This window comes from Thaumasiovibrio subtropicus (assembly GCF_019703835.1).
Lineage (GTDB): Bacteria > Pseudomonadota > Gammaproteobacteria > Enterobacterales > Vibrionaceae > Thaumasiovibrio > Thaumasiovibrio subtropicus.
In genome coordinates this window covers 1,039,672-1,057,253 of the sequence record NZ_AP023055.1, presented here as the reverse complement: position 1 = coordinate 1,057,253, position 17,582 = coordinate 1,039,672, and the positions used below count along the sequence as shown (strand labels likewise).

Below are 17,582 nucleotides of genomic sequence, written 5' to 3'. Positions count from 1 at the left end.
GAATTAAAGTGGAAAACGATATTTTTCAGGACATTCGTCCTTACAACGACAGTGAAGTGCAGGGCGCTTTGCAACGTCTTATCCAAGATGATGAGTTCATTAACGCGATTATTCATTATCGTTACGCGAAATTGCCGACATTTTTGGCAACATTACTGAAACCCGTCTTGAAGATGGTGCTCACGCGCCGTTGGTCTAGCATTAAAACTGTTGATGATGTTCAGAATCATATTGCCTCTTATATGGAACAAGCACTCGATGGATCCAGTGATGGTGTGACCTGTAGCGGATTAGATAAACTCGATCCAAATCAAAGCTATCTGTTTGTCTCAAACCATCGTGACATCGCGATGGATCCTGCGGTAGTAAACTGGTGTCTATATCATGCAAACCATAAAACAGTGCGCATTGCGATCGGTGATAACTTACTGAAGAAACCTTGCGCAACTGAGTTGATGCGTTTAAACAAGAGTTTTATTGTAAAGCGTTCAATCAAAGCACCGCGTGAGTTAATGAAAGCACTGGGCCAACTGTCTGGCTATATCAGACACTCGTTGCAAGAAGAAAATGAGTCAATCTGGATTGCGCAAAAAGAGGGACGAGCCAAAGATGGTGATGATCGTACGGATCCCGCGATTCTGAAAATGTTTTCACTGGAAGGGCGCAAAGCAAAAATGGGTTTTAGTGAATACATGCGCTCACTGAATATCGTTCCTGTGAGCATCAGCTATGAAAACGATCCTTGTGATCTGGCTAAAGCTAACGAGCTAGTAGAGAAAGAGCAGAATGGTCATTACCAGAAGTCTGAGTTTGAAGACATCGACAGTATCATCAAAGGTATCGTTGGAGAAAAGCGTCGAATTCATGTTTCATTTGGTGACGTTGTAACAAATGAGTTTGAGACACCTGAAGCACTAGCAGAAGAAATTGACCGCCAAGTTTATGAAAATTATAAATTATTTCCAATAAACTACATTGCGGCTGAGTGTAAACACGATAGCGTGACTCAAGTAGAGCAAGAGCGCTTTAGTATTAAGGTAGCCGATATCGATGAGGCTGTCGCGACGGTGATCAAGAGTATGTATGCGATGCCTGTAAAAAAGCAGGCCTTTGAAACCGCGCAAATAGATTAAATGATTGCTATACAAAAAGGCCATCGATATATCGATGGCCTTTTTTGTTGATCAAATACTGAGCTTGGAACGACCCATTTTATCAATCGCGAAATCAATAAACTTCCTGACTTTCGGTGCTAGGTGTTTACGTCGCGGAAAAACGGCATACACGGGTAATTGCAATGTTGGTGTCCAACTCGGTAAAAGTTGGATCAGTTCTCCTCTCAATACTTCTTCTCGCAAAAGGTAGGTCGCCACATAGGCGATTCCCAAGCCTGCTTTAGCTGCATCAACAATGGCTGGCGCATTGTCGATACGTAAATCACCGCGGACTTTTACCTCTGCCACGTGACTGTCTTTGCTAAATGCCCAGCTTTCAAAACTACGATCAGCGGCTTTATAGGTGATGCAGTTGTGCTTTTTAAGTTCATCAGGGGTGAGCAATTCACCGTGTTGACGGATGTAGTCAGGGCTAGCAACTAACATGAACTCACAATCGTAGATTTTTCTCGCTACCATGCTTTCTGGGATTTGATCGTGGGCCGCAAGCCAGCAATCATATCCTTCTTCGAGGATCTTTGGGCTGTGATCAAAGAGGCTCAATTCGATCTTTAGGTGCGGGTGCGCTGATTTAAACTCGGCTAATAGCGACGAGAGGAAAGGGGTGCCAAGTGATAAGCCAGCCGCAAGACGAAATACGCCACTGACCTCATTATTGTAACCCGCCACAATCGCTTCTGCTTCTTCCACATTACCAATTAACTTATCACCGTATTCAGCAACTTGAAGTCCAATTTCAGTGAAGTTGACAGTGCGTGTACTGCGTTGCACGAGTTGGCAACCGAGCCGTTCTTCGAGCGCACTGATCTGTTTACTGACATGGGATTTTGAAATTCCCAACTTCTCTGCGGTGCGGGTGAAATTTTCCTCGTGGGCGAGGGTAGCGAGTATCACCATTTGCTGCAGGCTATCCAACATCATATCGATAACGGCTCATTAATAAACAAATATCAGGGTTTTTAGTATATCCTCTCGGCGGTGTGTGAGCAATCACTAACATCTATTTGTGCCTTTTTAATCAGTTGCTTACCTATACTGTTTTCAGATGGAAACGCAGGTAATGGCCTGGTTCAGCTTGGTTGGTTGCAAGTAGTGTATTGTTCTAAAGCCGTTATTAGAATCAATCTAGTTAATGAACTTCATTGATATGAACGATTTTATTCATAGTTAAGTGCAGCGTATCCTACGGTCAGTTTTAAAGGAGTCATGCCATGACGGTGTTTATTCAGTTTTTTTTGTTGGGGCTGTACAGCTTTGGTGGTCCTGCGGCACATATTGGATTTTTTCAGAGGGAGTTTGTTGAGAAGCGCGCTTGGATAGATCAAGCCACGTTCACACAAGCTGTCGCTTTGTGCCAATTTTTGCCAGGTCCTGCGAGTAGTCAGCTGGGGATGTTTATTGGTTATAAGAAAGGTGGCTATTGGGGGGCGTTGTCTGCGTTTATCGGATTTACTTTCCCTTCGTTTCTTTTACTGACCGTGTTTGCCGTTGCGTCGACGCGAGGTCTAGAACAGTCGATGGCCATTTCAGTGTTTATGGGTGCGGCAAAATGGCTAGCGGTTGTGGTGGTCTTGGATGCGGTTTGGGGAATGGGTAAGAAAAACATCCGTACTAAGGCGCATTGGATCATCCTATTGGCAACAGCTGCATGGCTAAGCCTCACGTCAGGATTACTTGCTCAAGTCACCCCGATTGTCCTCGTTGCTGTAATAGGTTACGCGGTCACTAAACCGAGTGAACAAAGATCACTCACGAAGTGGCGACCAAACTGGTTATTGTTGATCATGTTTGCCGTGCTTTTACTTTGTTTGCCACTAGCGTCTGCATTGAGTCCATCGATACACCTTTTCAATCTCTTTTATCAAGCAGGGAGTTTTGTTTTCGGCGGGGGTCATGTCGTTTTACCTTTGCTAGAACCTATGCTCGATGGTTTAGTGACCAGTGATGTTTTCATCTCAGGCTATGCCTCTGCGCAGTTGGTACCTGGACCAATGTTTACTATGGCGAGCTACCTCGGCGCGAGTGCGATGCCAGAGATCCCAATATGGGGGAGCATTGTCGCCACGCTCGCGGTCTTTTTGCCAGGCGCATTACTGTTGTTTGCGATGGTACCTGCGTGGGAGAGCTTGATGACGCACCCTCGGCTTAAGGCATCAATTGACTGGGTAAACGCGACAGTAGTGGGTCTGCTTGCGGTCGCGTTTGTTGATCCTATTGCAACTTCAGCCATTCATGGCGTTAAGGATGTGGTTGGTTGTGCTATTGGCTGGTGCTTACTGAAATACGCTCGGCTGCCAGTCTGGGGTGTCATTATTACTCTGTTGCTATTAAGGGCGGGGTTTGAATTAATTTAGGGGGCGATATTTTAACGTCTTCTCAATATGCTCGATTCAGAAAAGCGCTAGTGACAATGTCACTAGCGCTTTCATAGTTTAATTATATTGCGATCGAATAGTGTTGCATTCGGCGTTGATCATAAAGGATCTTGCTCAGATTGTCTTGATGGCAGATGACATGCTCAATATTCAGCGACTGTTGGAGGTCTATCTCATGGATCAAAGAGATCATCATATTTTGAAGTGGTATTCTCTCGGGATGAGGCTCTAGTTTTCGATTGAGAGAGAGTTTGCGCGACTTGTGGCTCTCAGCAAGTTGTTTTAGCGTAAAACACGCTTGTTGCAGATCAGTCGTAGGATCCGAATGGACACTAAACAGGGTAGTGAACCGCTTTGGCTGCTTAAACAGTGTGTAGGCGATTTCTATGGTTTTATTTCTCATACTGCCTCCATTCAAATCTGTTATGAGTCTGTTAAGTATATGTGGTTAGTCGAATTGTTACGTCGATCTTCGTCTCGCTTGTCCTCAGCGCCAGAAACCAATACACGAAAATGCCCACAACATCACTATTTACCTAACTTAATAGGTAATTGACAATTAGAATGTCACAAAATATACGCAATTATGTTCGATTAATTTGATCTTGGGCGAGTCTTGCTTGATAACATTTGTTAACATATTCGTATTCTGAATCAAATACTTTGGAGGAAGCTTAATGATGGAGTTAGCATTAATTGTTGTTTTTATCGTAGGTGCGATCGCTGTGACAGTAAAAGAGCGTAAAAAGGTAAGACGCTATTCAAAACGCAGCTTATAGATCTCTGTCATTGAGCTTGTTCAAATGCCATTAAAAAGCGGACATCTTGTCCGCTTTATTGTCAAGGCTCGCCAACTTTGATACTGCTTTTTGATTTAGTCCACGCGATCTCCAAAGCCGTGCCTCGGGCAAACCTAGAAATTCTCTCTAAACACCCATCTTGAGGTGGCTTGAGTTTATATATTAACGCTTGCTACGATAGGGTTGCCAGACGTCTTTTTATCGCCGTGTATCTGTCACTTTGCATCTGCGCGATGGCATCATCTTGGTTGTGGGTTTTCAACGTGCCTAGTTGGCTACAATCCTGCTGTGGCAGTGCTTCTACCATTTCTAGTAACCCTTGACGGTTGTTGCAGAGCAGAAGAGCATCACAGCCCGCCTCGAGCGCTTTGACGGCTCTCTCGGCATAGCTTCCCATCACATCTGCACCTTTCATATTAAGGTCATCTGAAAAAACGATGCCCGGATACTTAAGCGTGTTCCTTAAGACCTTTTTTAGCCAGTAGTCAGATCCGCTCGCAGGTCGATCATCGTACGCATCGTAAACCACATGGGCTGGCATGATGCAGTCAAGTAGCTCTTCTTCGATCAGCGTTTGAAAGACTTGCATATCCGTTTCTTGGATATCATTGCGAGGATCATGAGGTGTCTCTAGGTGAGAGTCTGCGAGCACGCCACCATGCCCAGGAAAGTGTTTTCCCGTTGTCGCCATGCCAGCCGCTTTCATCCCGAGGGAAAATTGCTTTGCATAGCGAGTGACGGTCTCTATATCTTTCCCAAAGGCGCGATTGCCAATTGCCGCACACTGCTCGCCAATATCAAGTACCGGAGCGAAGCTGGTGTCGACGCCATGCGCAATGAGTTCGGTGGCCATCAACCAGCCAGCGTCATAGGCGAGCTGATCGCCATCTTCTTGGTATTGGTAGACCGATGCTGGTGGTATTTTGGTGAAACCTTCTCTAAAGCGTTGTACACGGCCGCCTTCCTGATCAACAAAGATCACCAGTGGTGTCTCTCGGGATGCATTGATCGAAGCGGTAAGCGCACTCAGTTGAGTCGATGTGGTGTAGTTGCGTGCGAATAGTATGACACCTCCAACATTAGGGTGTGATAACAGCGCTTTATCGTCTTCAGTAAGGTGTTGGCCTTCAATATCGATAATAATGGGTCCCATAGGGTGTCCTTAAGGTTGGTAGATTGCACCTAGAATTGCGGGTTGTGACGCACCTGTGACCTCAATACAGTTACCGTGTAACAAGTTGCAGCGTCGATGTGCAAGCCATGCAAATGCCGCAGCTTCTATAAAATCTGGGTCGAGATTGTATGCCCATGTATCATGGACCTGGCATTGAGGTAGTAGTGCTTTTAATCTTTTCATAATCAACGGGTTGTGGCAACCGCCACCACAAACAATCAGTTCAGATGTTTGCATAGGTAGCGCATTCACTATGGTGCTTACGGTGAGTTCACAAAGGGTGGCCTGAACGTCTTCAGTCTTGATCTGATCAGGCAGTTGCGCCAAGCAGTTGTTTAGCCATTGTGCGTTAAAGTACTCTCTACCGGTACTTTTGGGGGCGGGTGCTGAGAAGTAGGGGTCTTGGAGCATGTGCGCTAACAGAGTCTGATTAACGCTACCCTGTAACGCCATAGTGGCGTTTTTGTCGTATTTTTCTCCGCAATGCTGCTGTACCCAGATATCCATCAAGGTATTACCCGGTCCCGTGTCAAAGCCATAGACTGGGCGTGATTGATCGAGCACCGAGATGTTAGCGATCCCCCCTATGTTCACCGCAACGACTGTTTTCTCAGGTTTTCTAAATAGCGCATCGTGAAACGCGGGTACTAGCGGTGCCCCTTGGCCACCATAGGCCATATCCATTCTTCTCACATCCCCGACAACTGGGATGCCTGTGAGTGCCGCTACACGATTGTTATCACCGATTTGCATTGTAAAGGGATGGGGGGCGTGGGGTTGATGCCAAATGGTTTGTCCATGATTACCAATCGCAATGATTGCTTTTCGGTCAAAGTTAAGTGTTGTTAACCAGCCATTAATCTTTGATGCGTAATACTCGCCAAGTACATGTTCGCATTGACCCAATTCGGCCAGAGTCGTATTGCCCGAGGTGATGAGACGAGATAATCGGTGACGAATTTCTTCAGGGTAGGTTTCGCTAGCCGTAAATCGGATGGTAACACTACTTTCAGAAATATCGGCCAGTACTAAATCTATACCATCAAGACTTGTTCCCGTCATTACTCCAATAAAGTGTCCATTCATCATGTAATTATGTTGTCCTTGTAGGGTTATTTGGGTTTATGTGTAGCGGATTCAGTGTTATGTTTAATTTATGTAATTGTTCTATCTTTTTTCTTAATCCGTTCAGCTTACATTCACTCGTGAATGTTAATTTTTCAATTATTTATCAGGCTACCTTATTGTAGAAAGGGTTACTCGTGAAATATTCAAAACTCTCAATAGGATTGATGACCGGACTCCTGCTTGCAGGTTGTAATGAAACACAGACGCAAGGCCAAATGCCTCTGCTGACGGTTTCAGCAGTCGAAGCTGAGTCTGTTGCTTATAACCATCAAGTAACATACTCGGGGCGATTGGAAGCGCAAGAAGACGTGACCATCTCAGCTCAAGTTTCAGGGTATCTTAAATCGCGACATTTTGTCGAAGGGGATTACGTTGAACAAGGTCAGTTATTGTTCCAACTGGATCCCGCAATTTATGAAACGCAAGTTGCTGTTGCTAAAGCTTCTTTAGCGCAAGCTGAATCAGCGCTACAACTCGCGAAAGTCGATTGGAAACGTGCACAAGAGTTATTGCCAAAAGGCAGTATAAGCCGCTCTGAGTATGACCGCATTTCTGCGGCACGCAGTCAGGCTGAATCTCAGGTGGCAGCGTCAAAGGCTTCGCTGCAAGGTGCGGAGTTGAATCTCGAGTATACCCAAATTAAAGCGCCAATTTCGGGGCGTATCAGCCGCAGTAGTGCCAGTTTGGGTGATCTCATTGCCCCTTCATCTGGGCCTTTAGCGACGCTAGTTAGTATGGATCCGATTAACGTTCAGTTTGCTATCAGTGAACGTGAAGTTTATCAGTTTGCGATGAACGCTGAAGATCCAGAGGCGGCAGGGGATGATGTGAAAGTATTGATCAGCCTAAGTGGTGGGGCATCTTACCCAGAGTCAGGCAAGATCTCTTATGTCTCTAACCGCATCAATCGTGCAACAGGTACGCTAGATATGCGCGCGGAGTTCCCTAATGCTAATGGTTTGCTCTTGCCGGGACAATTCGCAGATGTGACCTTGCAGAAACCGGATACAACGGATGTTGTGGTTGTGCCACGTCGTTCTGTTCAGACTGATATCGGCGGTGACTTTGTGATGACGGTGAATGATGAAAATGTCGTTGATCGCTACAGTGTCACGACGGGTTCTGAAATTGGTCAAGACATCATTGTTCAGGGACTCGAAGAGGGCACCAAGGTATTGACTTCGGGTCTACAGCGTGTCCGACCTGGATTGGAAGTTAACGTGCAAATGGCCAACGAAGAGTAGGGATTATGCTAAGTCGATTTTTTATCCAGCGGCCTAAGTTTGCTCTGGTTATCTCGATCGTTATTTCATTAGCGGGGATAATCAGCTTTCTTAATTTGCCCGTAACGGAATACCCAAGTGTGAGTCCACCAACCGTTTCTGTTTCTGCATTTTATACTGGTGCAAGTGCAGAAACCGTTGAAGAAGCGGTCGCAGAGCCTCTCGAGGCTGCGGTAAATGGTGTTGAGGACATGCTATATATGTCTTCAAAAAGTGCTAACGATGGTTCGTATAGCTTGTCTGTGACATTTGACATCGGTACCGACCCGGATCAGGCACAGGTTAACGTTCAAAACCGTGTTCAATCCGCCATTGCTCGACTGCCACAGCAGGTTCGTGATGTGGGTGTGACAGTACGTAAGTCATCGCCAGACATCCTCATGGTTCTTAACGTTTATGATGAAAATAACGTTTACGATGAGAAGTTCCTCAACAACTACCTGACCATTAACGTTAAAGACAGCTTATCGCGCGTTAAAGGTATCAGTGAAGTGTTGGTGCTGGGTGGTGGTGAGTTTGCGATGCGTGTTTGGGTTGATCCTGACAAGTTGGCACAACTCGGTTTAACAACGTCTGATGTGACTAATGCCTTACGTGAACAGAACGTGCAGGTTGCGACAGGTAGTGTTGGTGCTGCGCCATCAGCGACGTTGCGTGAAGTTCAGTTTAACCTCGTCACGAAAGGGCGTTTGGAAACGGTCTCTGAGTTTGAGAACGTTGTCATTCGCGCTAACAATGACGGTTCTATGGTGCGCATTAAAGATGTCGCACGTGTAGAGCTAGGGCAGCGTTTCTATACAGGTAAGAGTTCATTTAATGACCGTCCAGCCAGTATTGTTATCTTGACCCTACAGTCAGATGCAAACGCGCTAGAGTCTGGCGCATTGGTGATGGATCGTCTAGCTGAGTTGAAAGAGTTGATGCCTGAAGGCATGAACTATGAAACCAGTTACGATACGACGACCTTCGTTGCCGAGTCGATCAAAGGCGTTGTCATCACCTTACTCCAAGCCATTGTGTTGGTAATTGCTGTAACTTACCTATTCTTGGGTAATGCGCGCGCGACCTTGATCCCTGTCGTTGCGATTCCGGTCTCGCTGATCGGTACCTTCGCGTTTATGACTATTTTTGGCTTTACCATTAATACCATCACGCTATTTGGTTTGATCCTTGCTATTGGTATCGTGGTCGATGATGCGATTTTGGTCATTGAAAACGTCGATACCATCATGCACAAAGACCCAAACATCAGCCCACGTCAAGCGACGTTGCAGGCGATGAAAGAAGTCACAGGCCCAATTGTTACCTCTACCTTGGTACTGTTGGCGGTATTTATTCCGGTTTCTCTACTTCCGGGCATTACTGGCATCATGTACCAACAGTTCGCGCTGACGATCTGTATCTCGGTGGTATTGTCATCGGTCAATGCCTTAACCCTGTCTCCTGCTCTGTGTTCACTGGTGTTAAAACGTGGTGCGCAAGAAGCGAAGTGGTTTAAAGCCTTTAACCGTGGTTTGGATAAAGTGACCGACAAATACGGCCAGTTTGCGGGTCTATTGGTGCGTAAGAGTGCGGTGCTTGTCGCGGTATTCTTTATTGCTGCGGGCTCTGCTGGGTTCTTGGCAAAGAACACATCGTCTGGTTTCGTACCGCAGGAAGATAAAGGTATTTTGATGGTTAACGTTCAATTACCTGATTCAGCTACCTTGTCGCGTACTATCGATGTGACGCAAAACTTGCGTGAGCTCGTTTTCCAAGAGCCCGGCGTCGAGAATATGACCATCGCCGATGGTTATGCGTTCCTGACTGGTGCAGCGCAGTCAAATGGTGCCTCGTTATTCATCAAGTTGAAAGATTGGGATACCCGTCTCGCAATGGATGGCGATCATAGTGCCGATGCGATTGCTCAGCGTATTAACATTGCAGCTGCGATGCAGTTACCTGAAGCGGCAGTGTTTGCCATTGGTCCACCAGCCGTACCTGGCATGGGTGCCACATCTGGCTTCCAGTTTGTCCTAGAAGATACCATGGGACGTTCTCGCTCCGATCTTGCTGATGTTGCAAATGATCTGATTGCGAAGGCGTCTCAGCAGCCAGAAATTGTTTCTGCGTTCACGACATTCCGAGCCAATGTACCTCATTACTATGTGGATGTTGACCGTGAGAAAGTGAAGCAGTTGGGTATTCCGTTGACGGATGTGTTTGCGACGCTTTCGACCAACCTCGGTGGTCAGTATGTCAATGACTTTACACTGTTTGGTAAGAGCTTCCGTGTGACCATGCAAGCTGAAGACTGGGCTCGTGGTGGTGTTGATGACTTACAGCGCTTCCATGTACGTTCGGCATCTGGTCAAATGGTACCACTTAGCACACTTGTCTCGACTGAGCTTGTGTTTGAGCCAGATGTCGCGTGGCGTTACAACATGTATCGTTCAGTTGTCATCAATGGTACTGCCGCACCGGGTTACTCATCGGGTGATGCTATTGCTGCGATGGAACGTGTTGCAGCAGATCTTCCAAACGGTTATCAGTACGAGTGGACGGGTCTAGCGTACCAAGAGAAATTGGCGGGTAACCAAGCGATTATCGCTTTTGCGTTGGCACTGGTCTTTATCTACTTGTTCCTTGTTGCACAGTACGAGAGTTGGGCGATTCCGTTAGCTATCATCTTGGTTGTGCCACTAGCGACACTCGGATCTTTCATTGCATTGAACCTAACGGGCATCGAGCTCAACCTTTATGCTCAGATTGGTTTGGTTATCTTGATTGCGATAGCAGCCAAGAACGCCATTCTCATTGTGGAGTTCGCGAAGAATGAACGGGAACAAGAAGAGTACTCGATCGAAGAAGCTGCTGTGCGTGGTGGTAAGCTACGTTTCCGTGCGGTGAATATGACATCGTGGTCATTCATCTTGGGTATCATCCCACTTATCTTTGCATCTGGGGCAGGTAGTGTAAGCCAGAACTCGTTAGGTATTGCATTGACGGGTGGTCTGCTCTTTGTACTGCTCGCTGGTACTATGTTGATTCCAGGCTTCTTTGCCTTGGTACAACGCCGTCGAGAGAAGCACCATGGTGGTTCAACTAAGTTAATTGAACTTGATGATGAGTAACAGTTAATCCGATACGCGAAGGGAGAGCATTAGCTCTCCCTTTTTTTGATCTCGACTTTTTGATGTTTGCCGCATGCCAAAACACCGAGCAGCATTGTCATCAGTTCAACGCGCTAGCTCGCATGGTGAAGATCATAGTCGCCAAAAAACGTTGAAAGAACCATGGGTATGCAGCGAATTTCGGTCTTCTTTATACTCTCGGCTGGTGGTGTTTAACGTTAATGATGCGCCCCATTGTGGACGATAATAGACAAACCCAGTGAGCATACTGAATTGGGTGTGCTCGAGAGACACGGGATAAACAGGTTCCGGTCGATCACCTGATAGCGTGATATCATTAAAGCGATAGCGCGCTTCAAGGGTAAGAAACCCAAAGTATCCTCGTCGGCTGCGCGCCAAGAGACCGTTATCGATGTATCTTCCTTGTGACGTTGTCACACTGCCAAGTGTCTGTTTCAATCCTGTTCCTAGTCGAATTGAGCCTGCTGCTCCGACTTCGGAGCGGAAGTTACCTAAGTCAGCTCTACCCATAGATGACAGCTCCAACTCCATACCGTTGAGGTATGCTTGTTGAACAAGGGCTTGTTGTCTTTCGTAGCTGAGTTGAAACAGGGCTTGGTTGTCGATTTGGTAGTCCCAGCCATTGGGATCATCGGATCCAATAATACTGTGTAGCCAACGTTGTCCATCTTCTGCAAATGACGCAGGACCAATGTAGCCGAGCATGAATCGGTACTTTTCAGATTTTGTAGAAGTATGTTGATACAACTGGGTATGAAACATGAGCGTGCCCGCATAGGGGCGCTCATCGGGGCGGGGTTCGACGAGCTCAATATCTGTTGGCGTCCAAATTTGCTGACTCAAGCGCATAGACCAGCCTTGGTTGATACCGTCACTGAGTAGCCAGCTCGCGGGGTACTGTAGCCATGTCGGGCCATTGGTGGCTAAGGATTGTGTGCTCGCTGAATTGAACTCCAGAAATAGCCCACTTGAATAATTCCGATCTGAACCTGCGATGCCGTCATTGTCATGGGTGAAGGCAACACTGCCTGTATTATAACTATGAGCCGGTAAGTGGGTGCATAGAGTGGCTGCTATAAGCCACGGGAAAACTCTCATTAAGTGTCCTTTTATTCCTGAAGGTAGCGTCAAGTTTCCGCTAGATTGACGACGCTAACCGTCCTTGATCATAAGCGCAAACGGCGAGGGCTATGGGCCATTTGCTGTCTTGCAGTCTAGCCGTATGGAATCGTTTATGATAGAGAAATTGGTATAAAACACCACATTCATCCCGATTCTCAAATAAAAGCATTATTACCTTTTGTTATTGGTGGTGTTTATACCATTTACATTCGCGATACTTTGATAGAAATGGATAGTTGGCTGGTCAGTGTATTGCGCTTTGAATTGTGCATTTTGATATAAATTACAGTATCTTAAAAAGCAAGACAGTGACACGTTGATTGATACTAGAGGGAGTGAATAGTGGCAAAGATAGAACTTTCAACAGCATTGGTTTCAGTAAGTTGGTTAAAGGAACATATAGGCCATCCTGACCTTGTGGTATTAGACGGCTCTTGGTTTATGCCAGGTAGTGAAAGAAACGCGATTCAAGAGTACGCGGATTGTCACATTCCAGGTGCGCGTTTTTTTGACTTTGATGGTGAAATCAAAGATGTGACGTCGTCACTTCCACACATGCTGCCTGATGCCAACACGTTTTCGGCCGCGGTTTCCGCTTTAGGGATCAGCAAATCCACGACGGTTGTTGTCTACGATAGTCAGGGCATTTTTTCTGCACCGCGCGTGTGGTGGATGTTTCACGCCATGGGGCATTCGAATGTTGCAGTGCTGGATGGCGGCTTGCCAGCGTGGCAATCGGCAGGTTATTCCGTCACGAGTGAGAAGGCATCCGTTATTAGAGCCAATGATTTTGAGGTAAGTGTGCAGGATGCGTGGGTGATCTCTGCGGATGAGCTAAATGAGGTTAAAGCGAAGCCTGATGTAACGATTCTGGATGCACGTCCATCGGACCGTTTTTATGGTCGCGTGCCTGAGCCTAGAGAAGGGGTTCGAAGCGGGCATATTCCGGGCGCCAAGAGCTTACCCTTTGTTCAGTTGGTTAAAGATGGATACATGGTAGATAAAGAGAGATTGCAACAGCGATTTAAAGCGTTAGTGGAAAGTAGTGATGACCAAATCGTCTTTAGCTGTGGTTCAGGGATAACAGCGTGTATTTTAGCACTAGGCGCGTTTGAGTCGGGTTACAAACAACTTCGAGTCTATGATGGTTCATGGACTGAGTGGGGCAGTGACTCTCGTTACCCTGTGACGCTAATCTGATTTGAGTATAAAAAGGAGGCGACGAGAGCCTCCTTTTTGCTTGTGGCTATTAATGGATACTGATGTAGCCAAGCTCTTCAATGATGGTTTGGCCTTCATCTGAAAGCAGAAAGTGAATAAAGTCTTGTGCTTCTTTACTGATTTCGCCATCTTTATGCATGATCAGGAAAGGGCGAGACAAGGTATAGTCCCCTTTTCTGACGTTCTGGACGCTGGGGTCAATACCATTAAAATCAACGGCTTTGATTGACTCATCGACACTGCCTAATGAAGCATAACCAATAGCGTGGCTGTTATGGTTCACTAAGGTTTTCACCATGCTATTCGTGTTGGCGATCAGAATCTGGCGGCTGATGTCAGAGACGGTCTCTCCATTCAGCGTTTGAAGCAGGTCGACGTTACTTTCGAAAGAGAATCGAGTGCCTGAGGCATTTTCTCGACTGACGACCGCCATTAATGAATCGTCCCCCCCGACCTGACTCCAGTTGGTGATTTTTTCTTGGTAGATGTCTTTGATTTGAGCGCTAGTTAAATTCTCTATGGTGTTAGACGGGTGCACAACCATGGTGATGGCATCATGGGCAATTTGCACCAATTTTAAGTTTGGTGACGCTTCTTCTTCTTTCAAGAATCGTGAACTCATCCCGAGCTCAGTTGCACCCGATTTAACGGCGGCAATACCCGCAGATGATCCTGTACCATGGACAGCAACAAAAATATTTTCATGCTTTTGGTTATAGGTTTCTGCCAATACGTCCATCACGCGGCTCACAGAGGTCGATCCAGAGATGGATATGGTATGTTGGTTATCTGCAAAAGCAGAGAAGTTAACGAGCCCCATCAATGCAAAGGCGGCTGCGGTTTTTTTTAGCATTATATTCTCCATAATAGCGATGCGACGGTAAAAGTATTTAACACAGTGTCGAAAATCACGCTTTCAGCATGAGAAGGGTGTGTGTTTTCATGGTGTTATATAGAGATTTCATGACACTTATATGACAGCTTACTTTCCGCTAAGGGAGCTGCCAGTGATATCTGGCCGATAAACGATTGAGCTGTTTGATGTCTGCAGCTGTTTGTTGCCGTATCCAATTAACCACTTCACTGACAATGGGCTTGTCGTTAGGGAGATAACAGAAGTAGTCCCAAGCGCTGGGTTTAATATGGGTTTGACTAGGACAATAAAGAAAGTGCTCTTCTAACTCTGGTAGCACAAGTAATAAATCTGTGACGGTCGCGCCTTGACCTGATAACGCCGCACTTAACGCCATATCTAGGGTGGCAAAAGTTGTGTTCTTTACGGGAGACAATGCAGCCTCTTCTTTATCGGCCAACCAAGCTTTCCAATCGTGATGGTCAACCGTTGAATGCAAGCGAGGCATGGCTAAGATGGCGGCCTCGTCAGGACTGTCACCCAGCGACGCACGTGCGCAGACCGGTGCCATGAACTCTCGCCGCAAGAAGTAAACATCATTTCTCTTTGTATATTGATCAGGTTGGCGACTATTAAAAACTAACAGATCATAATCCGCTTTCCCTTGGGCGACATCTTCATCTAGGGTCGGAACGATGACAATTTCGTGATCGGGGTAATTTGCGTTTAAATCATGCAAACGGGGAATTAACCAGCGGATGGCAAAGCTCATTGCAGCTTTAATGATGATCCGATTGTCTGTGTGAGAGCGCCACTGCTCAAATGTGCTTTCTAAGCCTTGATAATGCTCACTGAGTAGTCGAGATAAGGTTTCGCCTTTTTCTGTTAGGGCAATAGCACGATGATGGCGGGTTATCAAAGGAGATTGAAGTTCATTTTCGAGCTGTTTTATCTGTCGACTAACGGCGCTTTGTGTGACGTTAAGCTCCTCAGCGGCCAGCGTGAAACTCAATAGTCTGGCAACCGACTCGAAGACTTTTAATCCATTGTGTGAATGAGGTAATGACGGATAAGGGCTCATTGTTTGCTCGCATGAGTTTAAGGAATGTCAGAGTCCCATAAATGTCATTTGAATACCAGCTTGTGAGGGCGTATTTTTGACCGCACTGGTTCCCGAGGTATTCATGAAAAAGCTACTTTCTCTCTCCATTCCACTGATCATCTCTCAACTTGTCGCCGTCGCATTGGTGTTCACGGATGTTTGGATGATGTCGCGACTCAGTGTTGCCGATCTCGCGGCGGGTGGGCTAGGGGCTTCTGTCTATAACTTTGTTTTTATTCTTGCAGCAAGTACAGTCGGGTGTGTCGCTAACTTGATTGCTATCGCGTATGGGCAACGCACCGCTCGTCCAGAATATGGCGATCAACAGATTCGTTTCGCGGTAAAAGGTGGGGTATTACTGGCCGCCATACTTAGCATCGCTTTAACAATCAGCTTTATGTTCATGCCGGCATTGCTTGCCTACGCGAAACAACCCCACGATGTCATTGGGCTCGCAATGGAATACGTTGATACCTTGAAGTGGGCGATGTTACCAACGTTACTTATGTTGGTATTGCGCGGCTTAACCAGCACTTTGGGTAACGCGCGATCGATTATGGTTATGTCCGTTGCGACTGTGATTCTTAATGTACCTGTGAGCTACCTGTTCGCATTTGAAATGGGCTATGGCTTAGCGGGTTTGGGTGCGGGTACAGCTTTAGCCGCTGCGGTTGTGCTGTTGGGGTATGGTTACTGGGTGTTTAAACAGCCCAAATACCGTCAATATGCGCCTTGGCTAAAACTGGAAGAGTATTCTATTCGCTTGTTGAAACCTTTGCTCATGCTAGGTGTGCCGATAGCGCTGGCCGCTTTTTTGGAGCACGGCCTTATTTACGGTGGTACCTTGATGGCCGGCGTATTGAGCGTCTCTGCATTGGCGTTGCATCAAGTCTTGTTGCAGTGCCTCAGTTTCACTTGGAACATCAACTTTGGTTTTTGCCAAGCCGCTGCGATTTTGGTCGGAAGGGCTTACGGCGAGGAAGATCTTGATGCTATTCGCCGCATTAGCAAACACAGTTTTGTGACAGTCACGTTAGTGAGCATGGCAATCTGCGCTGCATTTGTTTTTTGGCCGAGCATTATCTCGGCAATCTTCGGATTGGATACTGAATTGTCAGCGCTCTTAGCGTCGATTATTTGGGTTGTTGCCTTGAGCTTTGTTGTCGATGCTTGGCAATTGCTTGCGATTAACATTTTGCGAGGAATGAAAATTGTGATGGCGCCGACAGTGATGACCGCCATTGGTTACTGGATCTGTGGCATTCCTGCGGCGTGGTGGTTGATGTCGGCGTTTGGTCTTGGCGGGATTTGGGCTGGCATTGGCATCGGTTTAGCGGTGACGGGGATTTTACTGTTGGTGTTAATGGTCTATGCGATGACACCTAAACGGTTTAATGCCCATCTAGTGACGGCGTAACGATATAGTGTGCAATATGAGGTTCAACAGGTCGCGTTTATCGCGGCCTTTTTTATGGTTTGTACATTGTTGATATCCTAGAGCCAACGCCTAACGCGGGTGGTGTATTTGAGATAAGGTTTGCCAAACCGCGCCGACAGCATGCGCTCTTCAGGTTTTATTTGATATTGGGTGAGGTAGACAATGAACAATGTCACAATGATCAAGGCGACAGGAGAGTGAAGGTAAATAGCCCAACAGACTAACCAAAGGACTAAACAGAGATACATAGGATTGCGAGTAAAGCGATAGATGCCCTTTGTCACTAATGATGAGCTTTTTTCGGGGTGGCGAGGGTCAACGGTCGTTTTATGGCGTTTAAATGCAACGGTTGCCGCGATAGCAATACTCAAGCCTAACGAAAATAGCCCAATGGAAGTGTAACGAGCGACGACTACGTCGACTTGCCAGTGGGGCGTGTAGAGGCTGACACCATACATTACACCTAGTGCCGTGACAAACAGCATGGGAGGCGGAACTTTCAGTGCCAGCGTTTTCATAGGTTAGAGAATAATAATATCATTGAACTCGTCGAACTCAGCGTCTCGCTCTTGGTCGACATACACTTCTTCTGGGGACTTGACGATAAGTTCTTCGTCTGTCGGCGCCACAAACCCTTGGCAAGTCATCATTTTATCTCCTTGACGGTGAGCTCTTTTTCATCGCTATGAATAATAGCTCTATACCTTTTAGCACTGATATCTTCAGAGCGGCAAGTTGCATTTCAATGACATTGTGATGTTGGTCCGGTTTTTAGTG

15 protein-coding genes are annotated in these 17,582 nt (G+C 46.5%); 6 read left to right on the top strand and 9 right to left on the bottom strand.

The window, feature by feature from the left end; all coding sequences use genetic code 11:
* The first annotated feature begins 2 nt into the window (after positions 1-2).
* Complete coding sequence (locus TSUB_RS21150; protein WP_087022576.1) at positions 3-1,133, top strand: 1-acyl-sn-glycerol-3-phosphate acyltransferase; 1,131 nt, start codon at positions 3-5, stop codon at positions 1,131-1,133.
* A gap of 51 nt (positions 1,134-1,184) precedes the next feature.
* Here TSUB_RS21150 and TSUB_RS21145 read toward each other — a convergent pair whose 3' ends face one another.
* On the bottom strand, positions 1,185-2,093 hold the full coding sequence (locus tag TSUB_RS21145; RefSeq protein WP_087022599.1) for a LysR family transcriptional regulator: 909 nt from the start codon (positions 2,091-2,093) through the stop codon (positions 1,185-1,187).
* Positions 2,094-2,386: 293 nt separating this feature from the next.
* Here TSUB_RS21145 and chrA point away from each other — a divergent pair, with 293 nt between their 5' ends.
* Positions 2,387-3,529 (top strand): chromate efflux transporter, encoded by a 1,143-nt coding sequence (chrA, locus tag TSUB_RS21140; protein ID WP_087022579.1) that lies wholly within the window; start codon positions 2,387-2,389, stop codon positions 3,527-3,529.
* Between the two features lie 82 nt (positions 3,530-3,611).
* Here the strand turns inward: chrA and TSUB_RS21135 are convergent, their stop codons facing one another.
* The 3 genes from TSUB_RS21135 to TSUB_RS21125 form a co-directional block, all read right to left on the bottom strand.
* A complete protein-coding gene (locus tag TSUB_RS21135) occupies positions 3,612-3,953 on the bottom strand; it encodes a hypothetical protein (RefSeq protein WP_087022582.1) in 342 nt (113 codons plus the stop codon).
* A gap of 569 nt (positions 3,954-4,522) precedes the next feature.
* A complete protein-coding gene (gene nagZ, locus TSUB_RS21130; RefSeq protein ID WP_087022584.1) occupies positions 4,523-5,503 on the bottom strand; it encodes a beta-N-acetylhexosaminidase in 981 nt (326 codons plus the stop codon).
* A gap of 9 nt (positions 5,504-5,512) precedes the next feature.
* Positions 5,513-6,613 carry an anhydro-N-acetylmuramic acid kinase gene (locus tag TSUB_RS21125; RefSeq protein WP_087022587.1) on the bottom strand — a complete coding sequence of 367 codons (1,101 nt, stop codon included), beginning with the start codon at positions 6,611-6,613 and terminating at the stop codon, positions 5,513-5,515.
* Positions 6,614-6,786: 173 nt separating this feature from the next.
* On the opposite strand from TSUB_RS21125, the gene TSUB_RS21120 reads away from it, so the two are divergent.
* Positions 6,787-7,896, top strand: a complete 1,110-nt coding sequence (locus tag TSUB_RS21120; RefSeq protein WP_159064921.1) for an efflux RND transporter periplasmic adaptor subunit — start codon at positions 6,787-6,789, stop codon at positions 7,894-7,896.
* Between the two features lie 5 nt (positions 7,897-7,901).
* On the top strand, positions 7,902-11,048 hold the full coding sequence (locus TSUB_RS21115) for an efflux RND transporter permease subunit (RefSeq protein ID WP_087021676.1): 3,147 nt from the start codon (positions 7,902-7,904) through the stop codon (positions 11,046-11,048).
* Between the two features lie 132 nt (positions 11,049-11,180).
* Here the strand turns inward: TSUB_RS21115 and TSUB_RS21110 are convergent, their stop codons facing one another.
* Complete coding sequence (locus tag TSUB_RS21110; protein ID WP_087021673.1) at positions 11,181-12,167, bottom strand: lipid A deacylase LpxR family protein; 987 nt, start codon at positions 12,165-12,167, stop codon at positions 11,181-11,183.
* A 366-nt stretch (positions 12,168-12,533) separates the two neighbouring features.
* On the opposite strand from TSUB_RS21110, the gene TSUB_RS21105 reads away from it, so the two are divergent.
* On the top strand, positions 12,534-13,391 hold the full coding sequence (locus TSUB_RS21105) for a sulfurtransferase (protein WP_087021670.1): 858 nt from the start codon (positions 12,534-12,536) through the stop codon (positions 13,389-13,391).
* Between the two features lie 49 nt (positions 13,392-13,440).
* Here TSUB_RS21105 and TSUB_RS21100 read toward each other — a convergent pair whose 3' ends face one another.
* A complete protein-coding gene (locus TSUB_RS21100; protein ID WP_246616471.1) occupies positions 13,441-14,265 on the bottom strand; it encodes a phosphate ABC transporter substrate-binding protein in 825 nt (274 codons plus the stop codon).
* A gap of 139 nt (positions 14,266-14,404) precedes the next feature.
* Positions 14,405-15,346 (bottom strand): LysR family transcriptional regulator, encoded by a 942-nt coding sequence (locus TSUB_RS21095; RefSeq protein WP_087021662.1) that lies wholly within the window; start codon positions 15,344-15,346, stop codon positions 14,405-14,407.
* 103 nt (positions 15,347-15,449) lie between these two features.
* Between TSUB_RS21095 and TSUB_RS21090 the strand changes: the two genes are divergently transcribed.
* Positions 15,450-16,784, top strand: a complete 1,335-nt coding sequence (locus TSUB_RS21090) for an MATE family efflux transporter (RefSeq protein ID WP_087021659.1) — start codon at positions 15,450-15,452, stop codon at positions 16,782-16,784.
* Between the two features lie 77 nt (positions 16,785-16,861).
* On the opposite strand, the gene TSUB_RS21085 is transcribed toward TSUB_RS21090, so the two are convergent.
* Both TSUB_RS21085 and TSUB_RS25220 read right to left on the bottom strand, forming a co-directional pair.
* Complete coding sequence (locus TSUB_RS21085) at positions 16,862-17,323, bottom strand: methyltransferase family protein (RefSeq protein WP_087021656.1); 462 nt, start codon at positions 17,321-17,323, stop codon at positions 16,862-16,864.
* A gap of 3 nt (positions 17,324-17,326) precedes the next feature.
* Entirely contained in the window at positions 17,327-17,455 is a 129-nt protein-coding gene (locus tag TSUB_RS25220) for a hypothetical protein (protein WP_281422937.1), read from the bottom strand.
* Positions 17,456-17,582: the final 127 nt, after the last annotated feature.